Consider the following 26235-nt stretch of genomic DNA (forward strand, 5'->3'; position numbering starts at 1 on the left):
CCCGCGGAGCGGGTACAGAGGGCGCAGAGCGCCCTCTGACAGACCGTCAGCGCAGAGCGCTGACCGGCCGGCCAAGGGGCCGGCCGTGGAGCCGGCCCGCGGGGCGGGCCGGAGGCCGGCGGGTGGCTCGGCCTCGAATTCGGTTCCTCTTTCCGGGGGTTGGAGTCAGAGAATGGCTGGCTAGGTGGGAGGGGGTTCCCTCGTGGTCCTGGCGGGCCTTTTCTGTGGTTTCTCGACGGGTTTTCAGGTTGTCCCGGTGGCGTTTCTCTGCGGGTGATCCTGATTTCTCGTGCGGTCTGATCATTCTAAGGGCTGAGGGCCCCGAAATTCAAGTTGTGCGACGGGAATTGACGGGGTTTCCATTCCTCCGGCCCCGGGGGTGCCTCCGGTCCGGCCGGGCGGCCCCTGTGCGGCTCTGGCGGCAGCCTACAGGGGTGTTGGCAGTCGGGGAAGGGGATAGCGGGGGGTGAGGCTCCAGGGGGCCGTGTGCGGCGATCCGGGGCGTGCGTGAGGGTGGCGTTAGATTCGCGTTCCGGGAATTGGCGGGTTGTTAGATTCGGCGGACCGGGGTGTTAGATCCGGGGCCGCTCCAATCGCCATGCGTGGGGCGGGTGTTAGATTCGCCGGTTGGGTTGGTGGGGGGTTCCGGGGTGTCGTTAGATTCGGGTCGGGGGTCGGTGGGGGTGTTAGATCCGGGGTTGCGCGGGGGTGGGGTCGGGTGGCTCCGGTGGGTTCGGGGCGGGTTGGCGGTGTGGGTTCGGATGGGGGTGGGGGTGGTCGTTGGGGGCGTGGGGAGGGGGTGAGGTTTCTAGTTGGAGGTGGGTTTGGTTGAGCGTGTGGGGGTGATCCCGTTCCGATGTTGCGTATTCGTGGTTCGGTGTGTACTGTAGTTATCACGAGGTCGGGGGAACGAAGAACCGGCCGAGAAACCACCTACTGACCCTGTTGGAGGGGATCTTCATGTCCGGTACCCAGACGTTCACCACCCCGGCCGGTAACACCTACTCGTACGCGGTCGAGACGGGCGAGAACGGCGAGGCGGTCTACGACCTGTCCCGCGTCCTCCAGGACGGGGTGTTCCCGATCGGCACGGTCGTGGTCCACCCGAACTGGGAGCTGTTCCCGAAGGTCGCGGGTCTGCTGAACGTCCAGTTCGGCAAGGGCAGCGCGACCGACCGCCACGAGCGGACCGACGCCCCGAAGCTGGGCAACATGGAGCTGCCGTACGTGGTCGGCAGCCACCTGGTCAACCCGGCCGACCTGACCGCCGAGACGGACAACGGGGCCGCGCCGCTGCTGACGTTCCGCAAGCGGATCATGGGTGCGGCCTTCGAGACCAACTCCCCGGCCGAGAACGCCAGCCAGGACACCTTCGAGAAGGTCCGCGACCTCGTCACCGGCCTGGTCACCACCTACCAGGCGGACAAGGCCACCCCCAAGCGCGAGGCCGCGTACACCAAGTTCCTCAACGGCAAGCGCGCCGAGGCCGTCCAGGCCGAGATCAACAAGCTCGACGACAAGGCACAGGCACTCGCCTTCATCCGCGCCGAGCTGGTCGAGAAGCTCAACGGCTACAAGACCGCCTGAACCCCCACCCACCACCCGGCGGCCCCAACCCCCCCACCACGGGGCCGCCGAACCCCCACACCCCCCACCACACCCCGCCCGGGGCCCCCACGGGGCCCCGGACACCCACACCAGTAGGGATGAGCCGAGGATGACGCAGCGCAACAGCCAGCCTGAGATACCCACCACCTGCCCCGGATGGGGCGAGGAGTGCGGCAACGAGACGGAGAGGGGAGCCGACCTCTGCCCTGACTGCCTCATGGGACGGCTGGACGCGCAATCCCCCCGGATCCCCCTGTAGCCCTTCCCCGAGACGGCAGTAGACCCCAGACCAGGGCCGGGCGGCCCCGCCCTCCAAGGGCCGCTCGCGCCCGCCACAGGCCCGGCCCCGGCCCCCCTCACCCACCGGGGCCGGGCCGCCCCGCCCCGCCGCCCGCCTTACTGTGTTGTTGCGTATTCTCGTTTCGTTGTGTACTGTAATCACATCAGCCGGTCGCCATCAGCGCCAAACTCCTGGGAGATTCCATGCTCGCCCTGCTTCGCCGTTCGCCGAAGGTCGCTACGCCCGTCACCGAGAAGTCGGCGATGTGCCCCACGACTGGGCTCCCGTACGGCGAGCCTGGCTCCGTGGAGCGACTGACCTGGATTTTCGCCGAGCAGGACCTGGAGGACATCCAGGAGCGCATGGAGTACTTCGCGGCACGCGCCGCCGCGCGCCCCGAGTCCGGCCTGGTCGTGTCCAACATCAAGACCCCCATAGCCCGTCCGCACATCCTTCGCATCGGCGACTTCGAATCCGACGGGGACCGGCGCGGCGGCACATGTGTTGAGTGCGGGGCGCACGGTGAACTGTCCGCGCTTCGGGACCTTGCCCGGCACGACCTCGGCTGTGAGGCGACTTGGTTCTAACGCCGGGTGCCGCCCCCCGGTGGGGGCGGCACCCATCCGACCGCACATCTCCGCGCCACCCTCACAAGCTAGGAAAGTGGGAGCAATGATGAACCACAGGATCGGCCGCAGGATCGGGCGCAGGACTGGAATCTTCCTGGGTGTTCTGCTGGGTGTCTCCGCGATCGTCCTTACCGTGTTCTGCTTCAAGATCTCCATGGATGCTTCGCGCGCGCTCTCGAACCCCGCCGCCGAGTCTCAGACCATGCCGCATTGCCGGTAACGGCTCGCGCTGTTGCGCCCCGAAAGGACCCCTGATGACTGACAGCAAGATCACGGAGTTGCTTGCCCGCGCAGCGGGTGGCGACTCTGAGGCGGCCGCCGCGTTCGTGCGAGCGCGAGCACTGCGACTCCACGCGGCGGAACGCGTCAGCGCCAGCGGCCGGGCGGCCGCACGGCGGATGCTCCGGACAGCCTCCTAATCTCGCGCGCCGCGCCCCCTTCCGGCGCCCCCTCCCCCGCCTCCCTTGTTCGCGCCCCGCTCAGCGTTTCGCTGGGCGGGGCCGCTTGCGTTCCGCAGCCCTCGTCGCGACCTGCTCAACTCCCCGCCACTCTCGATCCTGTCTCGGTTCTGCCTCGTGCTGACGGTCCCTGGCTTTCCCGCTTCCGTTCTCCCTGTCTGGCTCCGTGCTTCGTGGTCTGTCTGTGTCTCGTCTGTCGTTGTGTGCTTCGGCTGCTCCTCTGTCTCTTCGGCTCTTGTGCTCCTCGGCCTCTTCGTCTTGCTTGCCGTTGCCGGTCCGCCTGTTCTCTCTGTTCGCTGCTCCTCTCTCCCTCGCTCCTCCCGTCCTGCTGCTCTCCCCTTCCGTCTCCCTTCCTCCTCACTCCCCGCCGGCTTCCTCCTTCCTGTCGTTCGCCTGTGGCTCTTCGCTGATGTCCTCAGTGCCCTTGGGGGTCTCGTAGAGAAGTAGTCGGCGCACTCCAACCCCCTTGACCGTCGCCCTGAAGTGCAGGTTTCCGTGTCGAGGGCGCAGCCTGGGGGCAAGTTGTAGGGCAAGTTGAAAGGCAAGCTGTAGAGCAAGTTGTAGGGCATGTTGTGGGGCAAGTTGTAAGGCAAGCTGGCTTCTGGCGGTGGTCTGCGTGGCCAAGTCCCGTCTTTCGCGGGGGGTGATTTCTCTCCCCTCCGGCATTCACGGAGGGGAGAGAAATCACCCCCCCTGCAGTTGGGCTCCCTGGGAAGGGGAGGAGAAATCTCCCTCCTTTCAGGTCAGGGGGGAGATTTCTCAGTTGCCGCGCTGGGGGGAGAGACTTCTCTCCCCATCAGGTCGGGGGAGAGAAATCACAGTCCAAGGGACCGGCCCTGGGACGGCCGGCGCCTGCGCATGTGGGGCGTGCCGCTCGACGCTGGCTGTTCTGGCTGCCTGGGACGCGGCGGGGTCATGCTCCCTGCGACGTCACGGTGGCCGCGATGGGCTCGCCGTCGCAGATGCGCCCTTCGAGGCAGAGCTCGCGGTAGCCGGTCGTGTAGGTGAAGCCGTGTCCGCCGCAGGTGGCGCAGTCCGGGGCGTGGGCGGTGGGGGCGCCGAAGCAGAGAATCGGCTCCTGGTGGACGGCGGTGTAGTTGTCGTCGCCGTGGTGCTCCCAGGTGAGCACGGTGAGGACTTCGCCGGTGCCGTCGCAGCGCCCTGCACAGTCGTGGGGGTGCGGGTCCTCGTCTTCGTGCTGGTCGTCGAAGTCGCGGAAGGCGTCCAGGAGGTAGGCGCGGGCGCGCAGATCGTTCAGGGCTGGCCGGCGGTCGAGGGCCCGCAGGGCGTGGCCGGCGGTGGCCGCGGCCACCGCTGCGGCGCTGTCGGCCGGTGCCGCGGTGGCGGCCCAGTCGAGTAGGAGTCCGCGGGTCATGAGGTGTCGCCGTTGTTCGCTGGCCACGTCGACGGCGGGGAAGCGGGAGGTGAGGCCGAGGTTGGCCCAGGCGTAGGTGTCGAGCATTTGGCGAACCAGCCGGGGGCCGGGTCGGAGGAAGGGGCGCTTGGGTGGCAGAGAGTCGTCAGTGGCTTGGGGGGCTAGGCATGAGTCGCCGTGGGTGTGCTGGTGGAGTCGGGCGTACTGGGCTCGCAGGTGGTCGAGACCGTTGTGGGGGTGGTCGTCGAGGGCCAGGCCGTCGACCTCGCGGAGGAGGGCGCCGTGGTCGCGGGCGGCTTCGTAGAGGTCGGGGTCTCGGGTGCGCAGGGCGAGGACGTCGACGAGTGCGCCGGCGTGCAGGAGGTTGAAGCGGCGCAGGGCGGGGACGGCGTCGCTGTCGGGGTCGTATTCGAGAGCGTCGGTGAGGCGATAGTGGGCCCAACGCGCTTCGAGGATGAGCCGGGTGATGGACGGGCGTTCATCGTGGTACGCCTTTACGGTGTGTTCGGGGTGGTGGCCGACGGGCACGAGGGTTCCCTTCAGGTGACTGGTGGCGGGTTAGCGGGGCCTGGTCGGCCCGGGCTTCATCGGGTCGTTGCAGGCGAGGTCACGATGGCGTCGGCTAGGCGGTGAAGGCTGTCGCCCTGCGGAGCTGCAGCCTTGAAGACGCGGTGCGCCGCTCCGGCGGGGGCGTGGGGCAGCGCGAAGACGCGGCCGCGGTCGAGGACGGCGAGGAGGCGTGCGGCGTGATGTTCGCATCCATCGGCGCCAGCGTTGTCCGCGTCGAGCACGGTCACGGCGACGGGGCCGGCGCAGGTGGTGTGATCCGTCGGGAGTGTGGCGGGGCAGCGGGCCATCGGTCCTCATCTGGTGGGCTGGGTGAAGTGGCTGTATGGGGCTCCGGGTTGGCGGGGACGGAGCCTGGGCTGCGGCTAGCACCGTTCTTCGTCGAGGAGGTGCGCGTGGCCCCAGGGGTTCGGTTTCGGGACTGGGCGTCGTGTGCGATGTCGCGGAGGCGCTCGCGGCGTCGTCCTTGTACGTAGCCGCGGCAGTGCAGGGGGTCGTGCTGGGAGGTGGGCCACGCCGAGGCTGTGGCGCACCAGGTGCTGTGCGGTCGCCTGGTCAGGCGCCGGCTGAGGGCGAGCGAGCAGGGTGACGGCGGCTCGGAGGACTTTTCCGAGAACGAAGGGGTGCATCTGGTGTCTCCCACTGGATGATGCGGGGCCACCGGGTGGTGGCCCCGCATCGGAGGTAGTCGGGACGGGTGTGCTGGGGGTGGGTAACTGGTCGCGTGGCAGCGGATCGCCAGGGAGGAGGGCCAGTCGTGACTCGCCGGGGCTCCGTGGCGTCGGTCCTCGTTCCGTTTCGATCACCACCAGTGCCGGAACAGGTAGTCACCGCGCGGGATCTCGCCGCGCCGGATGAGATCGGCCAGGACCAATTTCAGCGAGGGAGAGAAAGCGCGATCGGCGAAGAATCGGTCCTCGAACACGGCGTTCTCAAGGTCTTGCGTTTCCGGCGGGTTCGCCTCGACAGTGGCTGGCGTGTTCTCGTCAGCGACGCGGATGCTCAGCCAGTAATCCAGCTCAGTCATGCCGGTCTTGACGACGCTCTCGCCGGTACGGGAGTCCCAGCCCAGGTACAGCTCGGCGTCGTCGAGGTCTCCGAGTGCTTCCAGGTAGTCGTCGTCGGAGGTGAGTTCGTACAGCTTCACGCTGTCATTACCGATGTGCTCGTCGTCCCGCTGGCATCCGCGTAGCGAGCTATACGGCTTGCCGTAGACGCGTTCGGCAATGGCTTCGATCGGGATGTGGCCGTTCTCGGCGGTCGCATGATCAGCGTGTGGCTCCAGCATGTAGATGCTGTAGGGCGTGTACTTGGGTGCGTCGGGCATGACGGATCTTCCTCGTGGGTCTCCGGGGTCGGTCAGATGTGGTCGTGGAGATCGGTGTCGTTGTAGGTGGTCGCGGAGACCGTGATCCAGCCGGTTCGGTCGCCGTCGCGGAGCTGGAGCTCCCACTTGCCCGGCTGCCAGTGCTGACCGGTCTGCTTCCGGCCGACGTATTGCCGATGGCACTGCTTGGTGGGCTGGCTGCTGCCGCCTGTGGTCGAGCCGGAGGAGCCGGGCTGGGTGGTGCCGGAGGTGCCTCCGTTGGTGAGCGACTTGCCGGGCTGCGTACCGCCGGACGAGCCGCCGGAGCCGTCGGGGGTGGTGTCGTTGTTCTTCTTGCCGGTGTTGCCCGACGAGCTGGACTTGCCGCTGCTGGACTTGCTGCCGCTGGAGCCGCCGCTGCGGCCCGCGAAGGTGGTAGTGGTGAACGAGCTGGTGCGGATGGTCGAGCAGTCCTGGCGGTACACGTCCTCGTAGTCGGTGATCCAGCGACCGGCGTAGCCACGCTTGTCGATGACCTCGCCGTGCTTGATGGGCTCGTTGGTGCAGCCGGTGAGGGCGAGGAGCGCGGCGGCCGTTAGGGCGGTGCCGAGCGTCAGGGTGCGGGGCGTGGGCACGTTGGGCTCCAGGAGGTGTGTGGGTGCGCTCGTCTGCTACAGGTGTTGTGCGCGAGCGGCGTGTGACACAGAGGCGGAACTTTCTCCGCGAAGATCACAGTACACACTGAATTCTCAATACGCAACGCATAGTTGAGGTGTCGATCCGTCTCCTCGTCATGAGGCGTTGGGCAGCCCCGGCGTTGGGCGCGTCTGAGCGCTGTGTGAGTGCTTGCGCGTCAGCTAATGGACTGGATGATCCAGGCGAGCAGGCAGATGCCGGCGATGACCGCCCACATGCGCAGGGCGGCCGGATCCTTAGCGATCGACTTGGCGTTGGACTCGAACACCTCAGCCGTCGGCATCATGCCGGGGTGGACGGTGTCCCTGTGCTCATCCCGCTTGGCGGCTGCCTGATCCTTCGGCAGCCACCCGGTCGTGATCCCGCATGGGCCGCACTCGTACCGCCATGCCACTGCGGGCTCCTCTTCCGCCGGTCCTGTCGGATGTGGTTCGACGGTACCGGGGTGCCGCGCCCTACGGGATGGGAACAAGCCGATAGGGAACGGTAGATGGGGGCGGTAGATGCTTCTAGCGTTGGGATAGATGCGCAGGTCAGACGGTCGTAGATGTCGCCAATAGATGGCTGGTGGCGCCTCCGCGGGGGAGGGGAGTGATGGCCGGCCGAGAGGGGTTTCGGGCGCCCGGGAGCTCCCTCTGGCCGGCGGCCGGGGAGAGCTCCCGGGCGGATGGTTCAGGCACTGTCCGCAGGGGCCTCGAGGAAGGCGACTTCGGGGGGTGGAGCGGGGGGCTCGGCAGGGGGTGCGGCGGGGGCGTTCGGGGTGAGGTCGGGGACCAGCTGGGCGGGGATCCGTAGGGCCCTGCCGAGGGCCTGCTCGAGGTCGGCGATGTGCACGCCGAAGTAGTTCCTCCCCTGGATGCCCATCTGGGTTCGGACGGGGATGTCGAGGGCTTTGCACTTCTGTCTGATCATGGGTTCCGTCCAGTCGGCCAGCATCCTCTCCCGGTGGATCCGTTCGAGGAGAGTGTCGGTGTGGACGCCCTTGCGGCCCTGGCGGACGGCGAAGGCGACGCTGTGCTCGACGAACGCTGCGAAGGCGGCGTCGGCGTCGGCCGAAGTGGCTTGGGCCTGCGTCGCTTCGGGGTCCCACTCCCCCGCCGTTTCATGATCGTTTAGGGTGTCGGTCCCTTGAGGCGCTTCCTCCTCGGCAGTGGTGTGCGCGTCTTCCAGGTCCTTCACCGTGCGGCCGACCGACAGTCCGGTACGGACGGCGACGGTCGTGACGATGACGAGTCCGGTTGCGCCGTAGGCGTACCAGAGGCCGGGGTGCTTCTGAGTGAAGTAGAGGGCGATGTAGCCGGCGGTGCCGAGAGCACTGAGGCGGACGAGGAACCCCCCGCTCTCCTGGTCGCCGGCGCGCAGCCAGGCTCCCACGTAGCGCAGGGCGACCATGGTGGCGCTGGCCACCACGGGCACCTCGCGCACGAACGGGATGTGCTCCAGCCTGATCTTCCGCCGGCCCTGCTTGGCGGTGTTCGTCGTGTCCGGCTTCCCGCTCATGCCCCCACCAGGGACAGCCCGGCGGTGGCGACGGCGATGACCGCCCGCCAGATGGAGCCCTGTGCTGCGGACATGGCGGCCGCGGTGAGCATTCCCCACAGGGCGCCGGTGAACGGCACGATGGGGGCGAAGGCGGACAGCACGAGCAGGATGATCACGACGGCAGTCATGCCGATGGATCCCAGGTCGGGGTTCTCGGCGATCTGGCGCGGGATGTCCTGGACGGCGGTGCCGAGGTCGTGGGGCCAGGAGCCGGCGCGCAGGAAGGCGAGCTCGGCGAAGAAGCCGATGGCCTGGGCCGGGCCTCGGGCCAGCTTCTTCTTCCCCTTGCCCCAGATGCCGTAGATGAGCGTGACGATCAGGATGACGCTGACGGCTGTGGCGGACATCGGGCCGAGGGCGCTGGTTCCGGCCCCGGCGGCGAGCAGGGTGGTCACGGGTGTCCTTAGAAGGTGGGGGCGGAGAACAGCAGGACGGCGATGCCGGCGGAGGCGACCGGGATGTGGGTGAGGAAGCGGACCGCGGCGCAGAACGAGGGCAGCCGGTACAGCCACCTCTCCACGAAGGCGGAGATGCCGCCGCCGACGACAGCGGCGAGCAGGATCACGCCGCCGCCGACGATGAACGGGGTGGACGGCTCGTTGCTGCTGGCCGCAGCGTCGTGCATGACGGCGAGCGTCCACTGAGGCAGGCCGGTGTTCCACTGGGCCGTGAAGACGCCCCAGCTCCAGGCGCCGGCGGTTGCCGCGGCTCCGTTGTGGAGGATGAACCGCTGCAGCGGCGTGAGCGACGCCCACCAGGCTGTGAGGGAGCTGCGGTTGCGGCCCGGGCCGGCCGGGCCGGTCCCCTCCCCTGCGGGGGCCGACGGCTCCTGGCCGGTGCCGTAGTAGTGGTTGTGCACCTCGTAGGGGTCCGGATCCGGTGCCTGCGGATCGGCGGTCTTCCGTACGCGGAACCAGTCGGGCCCCTCGCCCTCCGGACCCGCGAGGTCTTCGTCCGCGTCCGCGGCGTCCGTCCCCTCGGCCTGGTCGTCGTCCTTGCGCCGGCGCGAGGAGACACGAGGCGGCCACGCGCTCTTCGCCGGCCCTTCCGGAGGCTGTGCCTTCGGGGGCCCGGCCGGGTCAGCCGTGGCGTCCTGGTCTTCGGCGGGCCTCGGCTCGTCGGCCGGGTCCTGCTGCTCGGGGAGGTCCGCGAGGTCGATGGTCTGGCCGGGAACGGGCAGCCGTCCGCCGGGCGACATCGAGATCCGTCGGGTGGCACCGGCGGACTCCAGGTCCTGGTCGGGGCGGTCCGAACCCGGCTCGGGCTCGTCCTCGACTGGCTGCTCGGCGTGGCCGAGCGGTCGGACGCCGATGCGGGACAGGAGGCGGCGCAGCCGCGTCTCGTCGTCCTGCATGCCGTTGCCCGTGTCCGGGGTCTGGGGCGGTTGGTTCTCGGGCGTGTCGGTGTGTGTCTGGTTGATCCGGCCGCGGGTGGAAGGGGTCGTGCTCACTGCTCGCTCCCCTCGTGCGAGGCGGGGTGCCGCACGAGGGCGAGGCGGGTCCGGCCGTGCTGAAGGGCGCAGGCGGATCGGGCCGGCCGGGTGGCGGTCACCGGTCGGCGGGCCGGGGCGATGAGGGCGAGGGCCTCGTTGACGTGCTGGTCGAAGGTGGTGGCGGACATGTGTGGTCCTCACGGTCGTGCTCGCGGGCAGCCCTTCGGGGGCGCCCTGCGGAGCGGGGCGTCAGGGTCGGCTGCCGACGGCGGGAACGAGGAGGCCGCTGTCGTGCTCCTCGAAGTGGTCGCCCACGGTCGGGTCGAGGCGAAGGAGCTCTTCGAGCGGCTGCTGGCCGGCCGGCGCCGGGGCGGGCTGGGGGTCTTGAGGGCCGACGGCCGGCTGCGGCGGCTCGTTCGCGAGGGCGAGGGCCTGTTCGAAGTGGTCGGGCTCTTCGCCGTCGGCGCCGTGCGACATGGGATGGGCGGCCAGCGCCTTGGGCAGCCATTCGGCCTGGGTGTCCAGGAACTTCTTGGCCCGGCCGTTCCCGATGCCGAGAGCGGCGGAGATCTTGTTGATGCCCCAGGCGAACGTGCCGTCATCCTTGCGCGGGACGGTCTCGACGAAGGCGGCCATGACTTCCTCGTCGGTCTTCCGCCCTGCGGCCGCGTCGTCATCCTGCCCGGCGTCGACGTCCGGGTCCGGCGAGGCGGTGTCCTCGTCGCCGGTGTTCTCCCCGGGCTCGTCTCCCTCGCCCATCCCGGTCTTGACCTGCTGGTCTTCCTCGTCGCCGGAGTGGGATGAGGCGGCGGCATGGGGGTCGGCCGTCTGGGATGGGATGGCCGGGATGGTGCCGATCAGGGTGTTGAGGATGCCCTCGAACGCGACGGGATTACGCAGGTTCATCCCGGCGATGTCGGACTGGCGTACGCGCAGCTGCAGCCGGGCGACGACGCGCTTCAGGATGGCGGGGTCGGAGCATCCCGCTCGTTCGCTGGCATCCTGGGCGCGGCCGTCGGCATGCATCTCGGCGAGGCGGTATGCCCAGCGGGTCATCCCGCCGGCCCGCTTGACCGCGTCCTGGGCGCGGCGCAGCCGGTACCAGCGGTAGGCGGCCCGGGAGATGCGGACCTCGGCGGTGGCTTCCTCCTGGGCCAGGTCCTGGCGGGCGGCGAGCAGCAGCGCGACGCGGAACGCCTCGACGGGGTGGAGCAGGCGCACCAGCGCGATGCGGCGGTCGGGGCGTCCCCCCTTGTTGCGGGCGGCGCGGCGCTCCTCGAGCGAGCCGATCTCCCAGAGCACGGCGGCCAGGACCGGCCACACGGCGCGGACGGCGCCGCCGAGGAGGGAGTCGGCTTCGGACGCGGAGAAGACCGAGCTGATGCCGGCGAGGATCCAGAAGAGCGCGCCGGACAGACCCGATCCGTCGCCGTCGCGGGCGCGGCGGCGGGCTCGGCGGCCGCAGACCATCGCCGCGACGTCGAGTGCGACGAAGGGCAGGAGGTCGAACGGGGCGTCCAGGCCCATCTGGTGGTGGCCGACCCGGCGCAGACCGGTGGCCGACAGGGCGGCCGCGGCGGCGGCGATGACGACGGTGAGGAGGTCCTCGACCCGGCGCCCGCGGCGGGCGGCGGCCTCGGCGCGCTCGCCGTCGGTGAGCGCGGCCGTGGCAATGCGGCGCCGGCGCAAGGCGATCGCCGGGCCGAGGGTGAGGACGAGCGCCCCGAGGATGAACTGCCAGCTGCCGAGGAGTTCGGCAAGGGCCGCGCCGTGGGGGGCGAGGTCGGGTGTCACGGGGAGTCCCTCCGGGCGAGGTTGCTGGCCGCTTCGGCGGCCCGGGCGCGCAGCTGGTCGTCGCTGGGCGGCGGGGTCGGGTCCTGGGTGATCCAGTCCCTGAAGGCGTCGCGCTCGGCCCTGGCCTGGCCGAGCAGGGCCAGGAGCAGCACGGTGAGCGGGTTGACGGGCGGTACGTCGGTGCCGGCCGGTACGAGGACGGGGAGTAAGAGGACGTCGTCGCGACGGGCGAGGGCGCTGACCAGGGCGCGGTTGAGGGCGTCGGTGTCGCCGGCGGGGTTCATGCGGCGGCCGTCCAGCCGGCGGAGAGGCGGTGGGCCGCGACGAGCTCGTCGCGGTGACGGGCGGCCGCACGGATGTTCTCGATGTTCTCCAGGCGCTTCTCGGGCTTCCCGGAGGTGCCGAGGTACTGGCCGGCGAGCCGCTGCAGCTCCGCCCCCGCGGCGATGCGGGCGCGCTGCTGCTCGCCGGCCTGCTCGTCGGCGGCGCGGGCGCGCTCGAGCCGGGTGGTCTCGGCCGCCAGCCGGCGGTTGAGCTTCTCCGGGGCGAGGCCTCCGCGGACCCCGACGGTGTCCTCGTCGCGGAGCGCGAGTTCGGCGCACGCGGCGCGTACCGGGCAGACGGTGCAGTGGTCGCGGACCGTGCGGGTGCGGCGCTGCTGCCAGTCGGTGTCCGGCTCGCCGTCCTCCTGGTAGAAGTTGTCGACGTCCGGCTGGACGGTGTGGCACACCGAGTGGGCCATGGCCCGGCGCAGCTGCGGGGCCCGCAGCTGCTGTGCGATGAGGCGGCCGTCGTGGCCAGCCAGGTATCCGCCGGCGACGAGGGAATCGACCGGCACGGTCTCGGCGATGTACGCGGCGACGCCGTCCTCGGTAGTCACGCGGGGGCGGGCCGGCGTCGGCGGGTGGGCTGCCATCATGGTGTTCACGCGATCTCATCTCCTGTGACGCTCTGGTGGGTGGTGAGGCGCGTTCGCGGCCTCCGGGGGGACCAGCCCCGGGGGTCGCTTGCTTTCCAACGCGCCATCTGCCTTAACTGCCTTAATGCAGTTGCGTCAGATGATGCATGCTGTTGGCGATCACGTCAAGGAAGAAGGTCCAGCGGATGAGCCGTGAGCTCTGGCGGGTGCGGCAAGATGTGCCCATGCCCATGACGTCCCATCACCCGCACGAGCAGGTCGCGGCCGCACTGCGCGCCGACATCCTGAGCGGCAGACTGGCCCCGGGCGAGAAGCTCCCCGGTCAGCGCGAGTTGGGTGAGAAGCTCGGCGTCGCACCGAACACCGTGGCCCAGGCCCTACGACTCCTCGAGGAGGAGGGCCTGGTCGAGACAGCCCCGCGCCGCCGCAGCCGGGTACTGCAGCCGGCCTCGGCCATGGAGGCCCGGCTACAGGAGGACGGGCTGGTCCGGCCCGCAGATTCCGGCAACAGCGGCCACAACGACATGAGGCACGGGGATCCTGGCACCGATGCCGCAGCGGTCGAGGCCCTGGACGTCGCGCCGGACGCCGCACTGTCCGTCCGGCAGACGGTGCTGCTGCAGGCCGGCTCTCCGTGGGCGCTGCAGACCCTCTTCACCCCGGACGCGCTCGCGGTGACCGCGGCCGAAGCCGCAACCGTCGCGCCGTTCACGGTTGGCCCGCTGCGACGCGAGGACAGCCACACCAGCAGCTGGGGCGCGAGGCCGGCCACCACCGAGGAGTGCTCGCTCCTCAAGTGCAAGGTCGGCACCACGGTGTTCGAGATTCGAAGAATCGGATTTACAGACGAGCGCCCAACTTCATACCTTTTGACGGTAGTACGGGCCGATCGCGTGACTATCCGCATGGGAAGCGCCAGTTAGCACCATCGCGCGTCAACTGCCCCTTTTGGCGGCACTTTTCGACGTCGAGTGGACAACGCGCCGAGTGCGTGTGCACGACGGGCGTCAGGGGATAGGGTGATTTCCGCTTGATCCAATACGCCTCCCCTCGGGCCCCCGGCGCACGGCGCCGAGCCCGGCGAACCGAGAAGGCGGTTCTCCCATGACCAGCACCGCACAGGCCCCGAGCGGATCCACCGTGCCGGGCGCGGAGCTGCCGTGGGCGCTGCCCGGCGTGTCCGGGCCCAGAAACGCGAAAGCCCCCTGGAAGGGGGAGTTGAGGATGTCGTAGGTCTTCCGGGCGGGCGCCTCTAGCAAAGGCTGCTCCTCGCCCCTCTCCGCCGGCTTCGGAGTTAGCAGCTCCTCTGCCGACCGTCACCGCTCAGTCCTGGGTTAGCGGCCCAGCTTGAGCGAGGGCCAGACCGAATGGTCCGGCAATCACTGCCCTCCAGCAGCAATCCCCCCGAGGGGGTTTGTCGTTTCCCGGGGCGACCCGGGAGAACGGGGTCCATCTTGCAGTACACGCATGCCCTTTGTCAGCTCGGACGCCACCGAAGCACGCCGATCACGGCTGTTTTTCGCCCGTCCGTGACCTCAGCGCCACGCTGCGTACCCGCTCTCGCGACCGGCGCTCCCGCCGGGACCGGCCGGAGCGCAGCGCGGCCCGGTGGTCGGCCCTTGACCCGCTGCAGCCAGCACCCCTTGACCACCTCGCTTCCCACGCCTGCCCGACGGGCCTTCACGGCCCCGGCCAGGGGGCTGGTCAAGGGGGTCTGCCGCCGCCCCGGACATCCCCTTGACCCGCAGGTCACAGGCTCGCCAGGGATTTTCTCGGCCGGACTGTCACACCGTCGGCTTTTTCAACACCCGTAGCAGCTGAAGGACCCGTTCCTTCAGCTTCCGCCCGAGTGCCTCTGGCCAGACCCCAGACCGCGCGTCCTTGCCGGACGCCGTCGAGACCCAGCGCACCCGACTCGCCGCCCCGCGGCACCGGTGCGCCAGGAGAAGCGTGCCCCGCACAGCAGCAGTTCCCAGTAGCCCGCCGCCGGCGGGCGCTCAGGCGCGCCCGCAGCGCCGCCAGCGGGTGAAGGTGCCCCTGCGCCTCGTCGCCAACCCGCACTACGCCGACGTCGCGGTGACCGTCTACGTGAAGATCGCCGCGCTGGCGTCGCGTCCGGAAGGGTGCACGGCGGCGACCGTGACCATCGCGGAGTACCTCGGCCTATCGAAGTCCTCCGTCGAGCGCGGGATGACGCAGCTGATGCGCCCCGGACCCGACGGCGTCGTCGAGCTGTCCTCGACCCGGCGTTCCCTGCCCGGCGGGAACGGCACTTCGGCGGTGCGCCGTACACGGCCGCTGTCCGCGACGGAGCGGTTCGTATGGATCCCGGTGGCCGCCTCCGAGGACCTCACCCCGCGCCAGCTGCGCGCGTACGCGCTCATCGCCTATGCCCAGGCCCAGAAGATCCCGCTCACCGAGTCGGAGATCGCAGGGGCGCTGCACCACCACAGCGGCCAGCGGGCCGGTCAGCCGCTCACCACCGCGGCCGCCGGCGAGATCGTCGACGAGCTGGAGGCGACGCGGTGGATCACCGTGGAGCGGCGTGCGGGAGTGCGCGGCCGCCACCACTTCGTCGCTCACGACATCCCGGCCGCCGCTCAGGACGCGGCCTGTGGACAGCCGTCTTCCACGGGCGTCGCGACGTCCTCCACCTCTGGTCCTGGTGAGGGATCGGGTTCGTCGGCTGGTGCGGGATCACTCGCGACTATGGAAGAACCTAGGACTGACCGACCTGATGACGAGCGCGCCCTCTTCTCACCCGCCGTAGGCGAGGTACAGGTAGGTGAAGGTGTGGAAAACCGCGGTGCGCAGCCGCAGCACGGCACCGGCGAAGGTGGGCTCGCGCTGCGCGCGGATGACCACCAGACCCCCTTGACCACCCCCTTGACCGAGCCCTCGGGTACCCCCTTGACCAACCGCGCAGGCGCCTACGGCGGGCCCGGGCTGACCATCAGCGCCCGGGTGCACGCCGTCCTCGAGCCGGTGCACCGGCTCTATCGGCAGACCAGCGTCTACATGCAGCGGCGCATTGCCCGGGAAGTCGGCAGCCAGCTGCGTTCCGGCATCGATGACGCCCGGCTTCGGCAGCGCCTGGAGACGCGGGTCTGCCGCACCTTCACCAACGAGATCCGCGACCCCGGCCGGTGGATCCTCGGCGTCGGCCTGCCCCATTGGGGCTGCGGCATCTTCGACTGCGAGGCCGGCGTCCTGTGGAGCAGCGGCCGCCGGTGCTCAGTGTGCGAGGAGATCGTCCGCGACCGGCGCCAGGGCACCGCGCGGTCCGACGCCTCCACTCTCGCCATCGTCCGCCCCACCCCCGCTCGGGTTCCGGTCCCGCGGTCGACTCCTGCAGCTCCGCGGGGCCGGTGCCCTGAGTGCGGCTGCGCCGTCCTGGTGCTGAACCCCGCCGCCTCAGCCGCCCCCCGGTGCAAGCCGTGCCGAGAGGAGCACGAGGGTGGACGTGCCGGCGGTCCAACCCCGTCGGAACACCCCGAGGTGTGCGCGGGGTGGGACGGCAGTGGATGCACCCGTCCGGCGCTCGGCTCCGTCGGCCTCTGTGTCCGGTGCCGGACCCGCCGGATGGAGTGGGCCGCATCATGAGCCGCCCACTCCACCCGTCGAGGCTCGCCACTGCCGGGTGGGGCCGGATCAACTCCACTGGAGCGCGCTCCGCTGCGCGCCGATGGGGCAGAGCTCGGCCACCAACCGCGCCGCTGCTTCAGCGGCCGTTCCCGGACAACGGGGCGCAGGCGTGGTCAACGCCCATGAACCGGACCCGGGCCCGAGACCCCCTTGACCGGCCTCCCCGGGCGCCCGGGTTCCTCCTTGACACGCAGTCCGGGTCAAGGGGAAACCTCACTGTGCATCGTCCAGCGCTGCGGCATCGGACAACGCCGGCGCGGAGTGGGGCCGGGGGTGGCGGCCACCCGATGAGTGGACGCCACCGGGGCCAGTGCGACGGCCTCCTCCACCCCGGCCCACTCGCGAAGCCCACCATCCATCGCCAGCGCCGCGCACTGAGTGGGCTCCATCCGGCTCCACCGCGTACACGGTGGAGCCCACTCAGTGGAGTAGAGCCCGGCCTCCGCCACCGAGTGGCGCCCACCGGCCCACTCCACTCGATGGGCAACACCCGATGGATCGGCCATGGTCCACCCAGACGGTGGACTCCACTCGATGCCCCGATGCACTACACCGGTGGCACCCACTCTCAACCCACCGATGAAGGACGGGCGATAGACGGAAGACGCCGTCAGCCCGAGGCACGGACCGGTCGTGGTGGAGCGGAGCGTGTCACCCACCCCGGGGTGTCCGCCGGCGAACACCTTCGGGCGATGCCCCCTTCTCTCCGATCTACCCCTTGACCAGGTTCACCGCACGAGCTGCTCCCCCCTTGACCGGCCTCACCTCCCCCCCTTGACCATGTGCCGGGGCACCTGCTGTTTCCCCTTGACCTCGGCCCGGGTCAAGGGGAAACCCAGCGGCTGCTCACCCTGCATCACCCGGTGAGCTGAGGCGCTGCACCGACGCCAGCGGCAGCCGGACCTGAGAGGCGCTGTCTGGTCGGCGGATGGGCGGCGCGGCCGGACAAGGGTCCTCTCCCGAGCGCGCGTCGGAGTCGTACAGGGCGCCGTGCGGAGGCGATGGCAGCCCGCGGGCATCAGGCCGAGTACGCGGTGGCGTCCATCGCGATGGGCGGATGGGTGGAGACGGTGACCCACCGGGCGGCCAGAGTGCGGGTGGACAGGAGCGCCCCGCGGCGGGGCATGTCCATCCACTCGGTGTGCTCCATCCAATCCAGTGGATGGAGCCGAGCCGGTGCGGCGCAGTCCATCCACTGCCAGTGGTCTCCACTCCCGCCCTCGGTGGAAGTGGGGCGCGCCCATCCACCCCACTGCGCGGCCGTCCATCCCCCTTGACCACTCCACCCACCCCTTGACCACGGGCCCCTTGCCCAGCTGGGCCACCCAGGTGGGCAAGGCCGGTTTCCCCTTGACCTCGTCAGGTCGCAATCGCGGTCAGACGGCGGTCAAGGGGGCCGTCGGGAGTGTGAGCGCCATCGAGACCAGATGGCGCGAAAGGACGGACACGGACGTGGCCACCACCCAGCACACCCCGGCACTCAACTTCTCCGAGTCCACGCCCCGCTACGACACGCTCACCGTGATGAACCGCGACTGGGCCGCGCTCTGCCGCGACCTCCGAGCGGCGGATGGCGTCGCCGCATGGGCCGGGGAACACCCGGACCTCGCCGGAGCGGCCGGTCCCCAGGACGTGGTCGACAAGATCTCCGCGTTCCACCGCCGCGGTGACCTGGACGGCCACGACCGCGTGATGCACCTGCTGGTCGAGCGGGCTGGCGGGACCGGCTTCGACGCCCACCTCGCGTGGCGGGTGGCGGTGCGGGTCCTGCTGCCCAAGGCGGTCTTGATGGCGAAGACGCAGCGGAGGTCCTACGGCCTTCCGTGGGACGACGTCTGCGCGACGGTGCTCGGTGCCGCCTTCGAGGTCGTCCGCACCTACCCGCTCGACCGGCGGCCGCGGCGGATCTTCAACAACCTCGCGCTCGACACCCTGCAGCTGACCCGCCGCACCCTGGCCGCCTGCCTCGACGACGTGGAGGACGTCCAGGAGTTCGCCGCCAGCGTCGCTCCCTTGGCCGAAGCCGAGTCCCACACCCGGTACGCGCACGTCGTCGCCAGCGAGGACCCCGACACCCCGCACCACACGGTCGAGCTCGCCGACCTGCTGGTGCGGGCCGCGCAGATGGAGCTTGTCGACGTCGACGAGCCGGCCCTGTCGCGTCACGAGACGCGGACGGAGGTCCTCGACCTGCTGCTGTGGGCGGTGGAGGTCGGAGCGCTGAAGGAGCTCGAAGCCCAGCGCATCGCCCGGTACTACCTGTCCACCTCGCAGCGCCCCGACCAGCGCCACATGACCACCCGGTCGATGGGCCACGAGGGAGACCTGCTGCGGCAGCACGCCAGCCGTGCCGTGCGCACGCTGCGCGCGAAGTCGGACCTCGCGCAGTACCGCGCCGCGGCCTGAGGGCGCTGGCGCCCCTCGGATCGGGCGCCGCAGAAGTTGCTTGAAAAAACCTCGGCCCGACTGTCACACCGCGCGCTTTCTCGACACCTGTAGCAGGCGAGAGGGCCGCCAGATCGGTCCCGCCCCACCTGAACACCCCCGTCCCCGCCCCTTCTCGACTCCGGGAGAACCGACGTGACCAGGATGTCCCCGGCCGGCACCGGCCGACAGCTGCTCGACGCCGACGAGGCCCGTGTGGCCCGTGCTTCGCGCGAGCTGACCAAGATCGCTGCCGCTCTGGTGAGCCGGCCGATGGACCGTGACCTGCATGAGCAGATGCGCGCCTTCCTCGACAAGGAGTCGGAGGCCTCTCTGGCGTCGTGGGACGTGCTGCTGCAGCGCACGCCGGACCAGCTCAAGGAGCGCATCTCGACGGTCCTGACCGTCCAGGCCCTGCGGACGGCGTCGTGAAGCGGCAGCGCCGGCCGCGCAAGGCGGCCAAGAAGCAGCTCGTCGAGGCGGAGGCCTGGGGCGAGGAGGTCGACGAGCCCCGGGAGACGCCGACGGACGAGCCTGATGAGACCGGGTGGACGACGAGCACGGCCCAGATGGCCGGCCTTTCCCGGCTGGTCCGTGCCGGTGTCTGGGCGCTCGTGGTCTCCGGCCCGGTCCTCGGTGCGCTCGCGTTCCTCTCCTCGTCCGCTCCCGCCCAGGGCGCGGCCAAGCCGGCCGCCGCGGCGACGCCGGCGTCGCCGGTCGGGCCGGCCGGCTTCGCCGAGCTGTTCGTCTCTGCCTATCTGCAGGCCGGCCAGGGCACCGAGCGGGACCTGGCGCCGTACTACTCCGGCTCCGTCGCGCTCACGGTCAAGCCCGGGACCCGCACGGCCACGCAGTCCACCGTGATCGCCTCCCGCGAGGTCCAGCCCGGCTACTGGTCCGTCACCGTCGCCGCCGACGTCACCGCCCACGACGACAAGGGCAAGTCCACGCGGCTGGGCGTCCAGTACTTCCGCGTCGGCATCCAGGCGACCGGCCCGGCCGGCGCGGGCGGCACCGAGCAGGGCGCCACCGCCGGCTACGCGGCGACGTCGCTGCCGGCGCAGGTGGCCGCACCGGCCGCGCTCAAGCCGGGCGGCCTGGCGTACGAGACCGACCGCGGGTCGAGCAGCGCGGACCCGTCGGTTGAGACCGCCCGCGGGTTCCTGGCCGCCTACCTGACCGGTACGACCGAGCTCGACCGCTACACCTCGCCTGGCACGCGGCTTCAGCCGATCAGCCCTGCGCCGTACGCCGCGGTGAAGGTGACTGGCGTCCAGGACGACTCGTCCGGTTCGGGCCAGCAGAAGGTGCCGGCCGACGGCACGGTGCTGCACCAGCTGGTCCAGGTCGATGCCACGGACCAGGCCGGCAGCCCGGTCTCGCTGAGCTACGCGCTCACCCTCAAGTCCCGCGCCGGCCGCTGGGAGGTCGCGTCCGTCGACGACGCCCCGGCCATCCGCGCGAGCAGCCCGCCCTCGGCGGCGCCGCACACCACCACCCCAAGCCCCGACGCAGCCACGGCATCTGACTCGCCGTCGCCGTCGAACTCCTGAGAAAGAGGAATCGTTCATGCGTACCCTGGCAGCAGCCAACCCCGACCACGTCGTCCTCGCCGGCGACGTCCTGGACTGGGCCAACACCAAGACGGGCCAGGTCCGCACGCTGGTCCTCACCGTGGCTACCCTCATGGCGATCATCGCCGTGCTGATGGCCTGGTGGAAGACGCGGTCCTTCGTCGGCACCCTCGTCGCCTTCGTCCTGGCAGCCCTCGTGCTCTGGGGCATCAGCAACCTCAACGTCCTCAAGACCAAGGTCGGCTCCGAGATCGACGACACCGCGGCGTCGGTGTCCGTCGCCCACGTCACCGGCGACGCCCCCGCTCTGGCCGGTGAGGGCTGGCGGGTCTCGTGAGCGCCTCGGAGGAGGAGCTGATCGGGCACTCGTACACGCGAGCCCGTAAGCACCCGCTGGTCATCGGCAAGCTCCCGGGAGCCGGCCGGCTCCCGGGAGGGCCCTACACGATCACCCAGGTCATGACCATGGTGATCAGCTTCGGGCTCCTCGTCATGACCAGGGACCTGTGGGCCCACTTCGGCGCCATGAACTTCATCCTCATGGCACTGATCCCCTGGGGCCTGGCCTGGGTGCTGCGGTACGCGCGGCTCGACGGCCGGGACCCGGCACGCGCCGTGCGCAGCCTGCTCATCTACTCCTCCACTCCGGCCCAGGGACGCCTGGCCGGCAAGCCGCAGCGGGTCGCTCGACCGCGACTGGCGACCGCCACCTGCACGGTGCGCGTCCGGTCCGCCGAGCGGCCCGCCCCCGCGGCCGCCGCCCAGCCCGCCCCGGCGCCCGCTCCCGTGGCCCGGCGCACAGCCCGCCTGGTACCGGTGCCAGCCGCAGCTGCGGCGGCCCGGGCGAAGCCCAAGACCGGGCTGCAGGCCCTGTTGGCCTCCCTCGACGAGCAGTGACCAACCGCTTCGTCATCACCACCAGCACAGAAGGAAGAACCCATGCGTCTCCCCGTCCGGCACATCAGCGGCCACCTCATCTGGACCACTGCCGCCACCGTGTGGGCGGTGTGGCGCGTCGACACCGAGAACTACACCCACGCCAGCAAGTCCACGAAGCGTGAGCGGCTGGACTCCCTGGAGGCCCTCTTCAAGTCCCTGCGGGGCGAGGCCCTCCTGCTCAGCCTGTGCCCGAGCGTCGACGCCGCGTCGGTCGTGACCCGCATGACCGCCGGCGTCGACCTCGACGCCTCCCCCGAGTACGTCGACCTAGCGCTGAAAGTCCTCGACCAGCTCCAGGACCTCGAACTCACCGGCCGCGTCGACTTCCTCGCCGTCCCCCTGCCCCACCTCGACTTCAAGCAGAGCAGCCGGGCGGTCCTGTCCTCCCTCCAGGTCGAGGTCATGGGCGCGCTCGGCCTGCCGGTCGCCCCGATCTCCCTCTCCGAGGAGCGCCAGCGCCTTGAGCAGGCCACCCGCCTGGCGGCCGGCTGGCCCTCCGGCATCAAGATGCGGCCGGCCACCGAGGCGGAGATCCTGTGGATCTACGGGCACAGTGCCCGCCGAGGCCTGAGCGAGCCGCTCCTTCCAGAGGACGGCGCGCCGCGCGCCCTGCGCGGCCGCGGCCACACGGTGACCGCCCACACCCAGGTGATCCTGGACGAGGGTGGCCGCGGTACCCGGGCCTCCAAGGGCCCGACCAACCCCTTCAAGCGCCGCTACCTGCGCGCCACCAGCGAACACGGCGACTCCTACCAGGCGTTCTGCGTTCTCAGCGAGATGCCCGAAGCCTTCCGCTTCCCCGGCAGCGAGTACCTGGCGGCGCTGGACGAGTTCAACTTCCCCGTGGACTGGGCCGTCCGGCTGCACGTCGAGTCCGGCTCGAAGGCCGAGCCGAAGAGCCGGCGCCAGCAGCGCGAGCTCGCCCACCAGCGCGGCGAATACGACGGGGAGACATCCGGGGTGCCGGCCTCCCTCGACAAGGCGTCCTTCGCCCTGGACGAGTACCGCGACCGGCTCACCGCCTCCAGCACCGAGGTCGAGATCCGCGCCACCGTCGCCACCTGCGTGTGGGGAACCACCCCCGAGGAGGCCGACGAGAAGGCGACGTCGCTGGCCAACCACTTCGGCGGCAACGATTACACGCTCGTGCGGCCCACCGGCGACCAGGTCGCGCTGTTCCACGGCATGCTGCCCGGCACCAAGACCCCGGGGCCGATGCTCGACTACACCCAGTACCTGCTGGCCCGGGACTTCGCCATGTCGATGCCGTTCTGCGGTGCCGGCCTGGGCGACGACTCCGGCAGCCTTTTCGGCCTCCAGCTCAACGGCGGCGGCGTCCGCCCCGTACTGGTCGACTTCTCCCACGGCCCCCGCGTCAACGCCTCCGCGTCCGCCGCGTTCGTCGGCGAGCTCGGCTCCGGAAAGTCCGTCGCGATGAAGTGCGCGATGTACTCGATCCTCACCACCGGCCACCGCGCCGGCCAGAGGAACTCCCGCGGCCGCGCCCTGGTCATCGACCGCACCCCGCAGCAGGAGTGGTCGCGCTTCGCGAACGCCTGCCCCGGCACGACCCAGATCATCAACGTCGACGAGAACGCTGGCGTCTCCCTCGACCCCCTGCGCGTCTTCCGCGGCCCGCGCGCCGCCCGCTACACCGAGTCCTTCCTCACCCCGCTCCTGGACATCGGCTCGATGAGCATCGAGGGCATCACCCTCGCCGAGGCGATCGAGGCCACCCGGCTCGGGCCCAAGCCCAGCATGACCGCGCTGATGGACACGCTCGCCGACCGGGCCCGCACGCCCGACCCGGATGAGCCGAACGACGGCGCCGTGCGCGCCGCCGCCTCCGAACTCGTCCGCAAGCTGCGGTCGCTGGCGAAGAAGGACCTCGGCCGCGTCATCTTCGACCCCACGCTGCCGGTCGTTCGGATCACCGATGCCGACAGCATCGTCTTCGCCGTCGACCGCCTGGGCCTGCCCACCAAGGAGGAGCTCTCCGAGCACCGCCTCCCGAGCCTGGAGGTCGAAAAGCGCTTCGGTTGGCGGCTGATGTACCTGATGACGGCGCTCTGCCGGGAGATCGCGTTCGCCGACCCGAACGAGTTCGCCGGCGTCTTCCTCGACGAGTGCTGGTGGCTCACCTCGTCCGCGGAAGGCTCCAACCTGCTGCTCGAGCTCATCGCCGACGGCCGCAAGCACAACGCCGGCGCCTTCGCAGGTTCGCACGACCCCTACGACATCGGCCCGAAGTCGGAGATCGGCGACAAGATCCGGGCGCTGCTGTCCCACATCTTCGTCTTCCGTCACCGCGGCAAGGCGCTGGCCGCCAGGTGCCTTGAGTTCCTCGATCTCGACCCGACCGACGAGGAGATGCTCAAGGTCATCACCGAGAACCTCTCCCCGCTCAACGTCAGCGAGACCGAGCGCGCCCTGCGGGCCGGCGAGGGCCTCTACCGCGACCTCCGTAAGCGAATCGCGGGGATCAAGGTGCTGATCCCGGCCGACGAGAACGCCGCCGCCGCGATCACCACGACGCCGGGGCAGGGCGCCGAGGAGGACGACGAGGCCGTGGAGTTCGCTGAGGCGGACGGAGCCCTCGCATGAGCCGCATACAGCGAGGGGGGATCAAGGGACGCCTCGGGCTGATCGCCGTCCTGATAGCCCTGTTCAGCGTGGTGCTGGCCCCTGCGGCCACAGCAGACCCGTCGCCTTCGCCCAGCACCTCCGCGCCGGCTGCCGGCCCGGCCGGCAAGAACCTGAACCAGAAGCCGAAGGACGGCAGCGACGGCCTCCTTCAGCCGTTCAACGTCACCGACAAGGACGGCGTCCCGATCAGCTCCTACACCGTCAAAACGGATACGGGCGGCTGGAAGGACATCGACCTCAAGATCTGGAACATCGTCGCCCAGCTGCTCTTCGGCGTCTCGAAGTGGGTCATCGGCTTCACCTGCTGGCTGATCAAGTGGGCACTGAACTTCGGACTGGCCAAGGTCATGGTCGGCCCCGTCGAGGACATCTCCAGCACCATCAAGAACCAGGTCATCAACCGGCTCGGCCTGCCGGGCCTGTTCCTGACGTTCGCCGGGTTCTACTGCGGCTGGCTGATCCTCTTCAAGGAGCGCTCGCGTGGCTTCGCCGAGATCGGGGTCTCCCTCGTCGTCGCCGCGCTGACCACCACCGTGCTCGTCTCGCCGGCCCAGGTGCTGCTCGGCCAGCACGACCAGGCGCAGCCGCAGGGCTCCACCATGCTGCTCTCGGAGGGGGGCCTGGTGGGGAAGTCGAAAGACTTCACTCTGGAGGTCGCCTCCATCGTGCTGGCCGACGACCCGGCGAGCGCCAAGGGCAGCGCCGACCCCAACAACGTGGCCAAGCCGATCACTGACGCCCTCGTGGAGGCGTTCATCGTCAAGCCCAACCAGCTCATGGTGTACGGGCAGACCTTCGACGGACAGTGCGACAAGGCGTTCCGCGAGTTCAAGCTCGCCGAGTTCAACCTCGACCAGCTCGGGATGAACTACTGGGACGCCGCGATGATGGACTCGATCTACGACACGAACTTCATCGGGCAGCTCACCGAGAACTCGAAGAAGTTCGAGGCCGCGTGCGGGGACGTGAAGCCCAAGGCCAAGCGGGCCTCCGCCGACCTCGCCTTCTCCGCTCTGTTCGTCGCGATCGCCGCCGTCATCGTGGCCATCCTCATGATCCTGGTCACCGGCACGTTCCTCACCGCGCAGGGCTGGCTGGCCTTCGAGGCGATCCGCGGCCACTGGGCCCTCACCGCCGGCATCCTGCCCGGCGGCGGCCGCGCCACCCTGTGGCGCTGGTTCTCCGCGATCACCAAGGCAGTCCTCGGCGTCATCATCTCCATCCTCTTCCTGGCGATCTTCATCCTGATCGTCCTGGCCCTCATCGACGCGGACACCGGCGACGTCCTGGCCGTCAAGTTCATCGTCATCGACGTCACCGCCGTCGCCGGTCTGGCCGGCCACAAGCGCATCAAGCAGACCGCGCAGAGCATCGCGGTCAACCTCAACCGCAAGCTCGTCAACGCCCGCGTCGGCGGATCCCGCCGCTCGGTGTTCAACAGCCCCGGCCGCTATGCCGAGACGGCCCCCGGCCTGAAGCAGATGTGGGGCGAGGCCCGCGGCGAGGCCCGGCGCGTGAGCAGGCCCGTCGGCCAGGGCATGAAGGCCGCCAAGAACGCCTGGGTCGGCTCGCCGCAGGCCAACCGCAAGGCCAGCCGACTGCGGACCGCGGCCCGGCTCGCCACCAACGCCGCCGCAGCCGTGGGCACCGGCGGCGCGAGCGCGGCCGCAAAGGTCGCGGCACAGCAGGCGGCCAAGCAGACCCTGAAGAAGCGGTTGGCCACGGCCGCCGCGAACAAGATGTCCCAGACCCGGGGCGGCAGGGCCACCATGGCCACCGGCAAAGCGGCCGCCGCCACCGCCAAGTACGGCGCGAAGGCAACGAAGTTCGCCTTCATGGCCACCGTCGGCGCGCCGGTGGGCATTCCCCGTGGCGTCGCCGCGACCAAGCGGGGCGCCGCTGCGGCCACCGCCCGGGCCGGGCAGGTGCGCGACCAGCTCAAGGCCGTCAAGGAACGCACCATCGACAAGAAGGTCCAGGAGGCCAAGGACTTCGGCGCCGAGTACAAGCGCAACGTCGCCACGGCCGGCAAGTTCGTCGCGAAGCAAGGCACGAAGGCGCAGGTCAACCTCGGCCTGGCACAGATCCAGTCGAACCCCAGGGCCGCGACTCCTCCCGGCCCGCGAGCCGGCGCCATCGCGCCGAAGACTCCTGGGGGCACGCCGACGGCGGCCGGAGCCAAGACACCCGGCAAGCCCGCGACCACGACAGCCGGCACGAAGACGCCAGGTTCGGTGAAGCCCCCGGCCGCCGGGCCGACTGCGGTGCCGAAGATGCCGACCCCGCCCACCCCTGCACCACCGACACCGCCGGCCAAGCCGTCTGGTCCGCCTCGGGCCATCCGGCGAGCCACCCGGCCGCCCGGGCCGCCCAGGCCCCGGCCGTAGCCGGGGCGCGGCCG

Annotated in this window: 24 protein-coding genes; 12 read left to right on the plus strand and 12 right to left on the minus strand. The window is 70.5% G+C overall.

The window, feature by feature from the left end; translation table 11 throughout:
* The first annotated feature begins 960 nt into the window (after positions 1-960).
* Together ACH41F_RS34025 and ACH41F_RS34030 are read left to right on the plus strand one after the other, a co-directional pair.
* Positions 961-1587: a hypothetical protein gene (locus tag ACH41F_RS34025; RefSeq protein WP_391245519.1), complete on the plus strand. Its 627-nt coding sequence runs from the start codon at positions 961-963 to the stop codon at positions 1585-1587.
* Positions 1588-2091: 504 nt separating this feature from the next.
* Entirely contained in the window at positions 2092-2475 is a 384-nt protein-coding gene (locus ACH41F_RS34030; RefSeq protein WP_024126615.1) for a hypothetical protein, read from the plus strand.
* A gap of 1413 nt (positions 2476-3888) precedes the next feature.
* Here ACH41F_RS34030 and ACH41F_RS34035 read toward each other — a convergent pair.
* The 11 genes from ACH41F_RS34035 to ACH41F_RS34085 all read right to left on the minus strand — a co-directional run bounded on the left by ACH41F_RS34035 (position 3889) and on the right by ACH41F_RS34085 (position 12606).
* Positions 3889-4878, minus strand: coding sequence for a hypothetical protein (locus tag ACH41F_RS34035; RefSeq protein WP_354755221.1), 990 nt, complete (start codon positions 4876-4878; stop codon positions 3889-3891).
* Between the two features lie 841 nt (positions 4879-5719).
* Positions 5720-6244 (minus strand): hypothetical protein, encoded by a 525-nt coding sequence (locus ACH41F_RS34040; RefSeq protein ID WP_024126620.1) that lies wholly within the window; start codon positions 6242-6244, stop codon positions 5720-5722.
* Positions 6245-6276: 32 nt separating this feature from the next.
* On the minus strand, positions 6277-6858 hold the full coding sequence (locus ACH41F_RS34045) for a hypothetical protein (RefSeq protein WP_024126619.1): 582 nt from the start codon (positions 6856-6858) through the stop codon (positions 6277-6279).
* A gap of 218 nt (positions 6859-7076) precedes the next feature.
* Positions 7077-7313, minus strand: coding sequence for a hypothetical protein (locus tag ACH41F_RS34050; protein ID WP_024126621.1), 237 nt, complete (start codon positions 7311-7313; stop codon positions 7077-7079).
* Positions 7314-7591: 278 nt separating this feature from the next.
* Entirely contained in the window at positions 7592-8419 is an 828-nt protein-coding gene (locus tag ACH41F_RS34055; RefSeq protein ID WP_391238299.1) for a hypothetical protein, read from the minus strand.
* Entirely contained in the window at positions 8416-8856 is a 441-nt protein-coding gene (locus ACH41F_RS34060) for a hypothetical protein (protein WP_024126623.1), read from the minus strand. Before ACH41F_RS34060 ends, ACH41F_RS34055 begins: the two co-directional genes overlap by 4 nt.
* 8 nt (positions 8857-8864) lie before the next feature.
* Positions 8865-9911, minus strand: coding sequence for a hypothetical protein (locus tag ACH41F_RS34065; RefSeq protein ID WP_391238295.1), 1047 nt, complete (start codon positions 9909-9911; stop codon positions 8865-8867).
* Positions 9908-10081, minus strand: a complete 174-nt coding sequence (locus ACH41F_RS34070) for a hypothetical protein (RefSeq protein ID WP_391238293.1) — start codon at positions 10079-10081, stop codon at positions 9908-9910. Before ACH41F_RS34070 ends, ACH41F_RS34065 begins: the two co-directional genes overlap by 4 nt.
* A 61-nt stretch (positions 10082-10142) precedes the next feature.
* Positions 10143-11687, minus strand: coding sequence for a DUF2637 domain-containing protein (locus ACH41F_RS34075; protein ID WP_391238289.1), 1545 nt, complete (start codon positions 11685-11687; stop codon positions 10143-10145).
* Complete coding sequence (locus ACH41F_RS34080) at positions 11684-11971, minus strand: hypothetical protein (protein WP_391238286.1); 288 nt, start codon at positions 11969-11971, stop codon at positions 11684-11686. Before ACH41F_RS34080 ends, ACH41F_RS34075 begins: the two co-directional genes overlap by 4 nt.
* Positions 11968-12606 carry a WhiB family transcriptional regulator gene (locus ACH41F_RS34085; protein ID WP_391238320.1) on the minus strand — a complete coding sequence of 213 codons (639 nt, stop codon included), beginning with the start codon at positions 12604-12606 and terminating at the stop codon, positions 11968-11970. The genes ACH41F_RS34080 and ACH41F_RS34085 overlap by 4 nt, the downstream gene beginning before the upstream one ends.
* Positions 12607-12752: 146 nt before the next feature.
* On the opposite strand from ACH41F_RS34085, the gene ACH41F_RS34090 reads away from it, so the two are divergent.
* The 3 genes from ACH41F_RS34090 (at position 12753) to ACH41F_RS34100 (ending at position 16209) form a co-directional block, all read left to right on the plus strand.
* Entirely contained in the window at positions 12753-13529 is a 777-nt protein-coding gene (locus tag ACH41F_RS34090; RefSeq protein ID WP_391238283.1) for a GntR family transcriptional regulator, read from the plus strand.
* A 181-nt stretch (positions 13530-13710) separates the two neighbouring features.
* The gene (locus tag ACH41F_RS34095; RefSeq protein ID WP_391238280.1) at positions 13711-13839 is read left to right on the plus strand and encodes a hypothetical protein; all 129 of its coding nucleotides are present in this window, start codon (positions 13711-13713) and stop codon (positions 13837-13839) included.
* A gap of 717 nt (positions 13840-14556) precedes the next feature.
* Entirely contained in the window at positions 14557-16209 is a 1653-nt protein-coding gene (locus tag ACH41F_RS34100) for a hypothetical protein (RefSeq protein WP_391238277.1), read from the plus strand.
* 1060 nt (positions 16210-17269) lie between these two features.
* Here ACH41F_RS34100 and ACH41F_RS34105 read toward each other — a convergent pair.
* The gene (locus ACH41F_RS34105) at positions 17270-17401 is read right to left on the minus strand and encodes a hypothetical protein (RefSeq protein ID WP_391238274.1); all 132 of its coding nucleotides are present in this window, start codon (positions 17399-17401) and stop codon (positions 17270-17272) included.
* A 302-nt stretch (positions 17402-17703) separates the two neighbouring features.
* On the opposite strand from ACH41F_RS34105, the gene ACH41F_RS34110 reads away from it, so the two are divergent.
* From ACH41F_RS34110 to ACH41F_RS34140, 7 genes are all read left to right on the plus strand, one after another.
* Positions 17704-18657 carry a hypothetical protein gene (locus tag ACH41F_RS34110; RefSeq protein ID WP_391238271.1) on the plus strand — a complete coding sequence of 318 codons (954 nt, stop codon included), beginning with the start codon at positions 17704-17706 and terminating at the stop codon, positions 18655-18657.
* Positions 18658-18840: 183 nt separating this feature from the next.
* Positions 18841-19107, plus strand: coding sequence for a hypothetical protein (locus tag ACH41F_RS34115; protein WP_031048149.1), 267 nt, complete (start codon positions 18841-18843; stop codon positions 19105-19107).
* The gene (locus ACH41F_RS34120; protein WP_391238268.1) at positions 19104-20228 is read left to right on the plus strand and encodes a conjugal transfer protein; all 1125 of its coding nucleotides are present in this window, start codon (positions 19104-19106) and stop codon (positions 20226-20228) included. The genes ACH41F_RS34115 and ACH41F_RS34120 overlap by 4 nt, the downstream gene beginning before the upstream one ends.
* A 16-nt stretch (positions 20229-20244) precedes the next feature.
* Complete coding sequence (locus ACH41F_RS34125) at positions 20245-20586, plus strand: hypothetical protein (protein ID WP_391238267.1); 342 nt, start codon at positions 20245-20247, stop codon at positions 20584-20586.
* Positions 20583-21146, plus strand: a complete 564-nt coding sequence (locus ACH41F_RS34130) for a hypothetical protein (RefSeq protein WP_391238264.1) — start codon at positions 20583-20585, stop codon at positions 21144-21146. The genes ACH41F_RS34125 and ACH41F_RS34130 overlap by 4 nt, the downstream gene beginning before the upstream one ends.
* A gap of 42 nt (positions 21147-21188) precedes the next feature.
* Positions 21189-23792 carry an ATP-binding protein gene (locus ACH41F_RS34135; protein WP_391238261.1) on the plus strand — a complete coding sequence of 868 codons (2604 nt, stop codon included), beginning with the start codon at positions 21189-21191 and terminating at the stop codon, positions 23790-23792.
* Positions 23789-26221 carry a hypothetical protein gene (locus ACH41F_RS34140; RefSeq protein ID WP_391238259.1) on the plus strand — a complete coding sequence of 811 codons (2433 nt, stop codon included), beginning with the start codon at positions 23789-23791 and terminating at the stop codon, positions 26219-26221. Before ACH41F_RS34135 ends, ACH41F_RS34140 begins: the two co-directional genes overlap by 4 nt.
* The last annotated feature ends 14 nt before the right edge of the window (positions 26222-26235 follow it).

The sequence above is a fragment of the Streptomyces sp. NPDC020489 genome, assembly GCF_044386545.1.
Classification (GTDB): domain Bacteria; phylum Actinomycetota; class Actinomycetes; order Streptomycetales; family Streptomycetaceae; genus Streptomyces.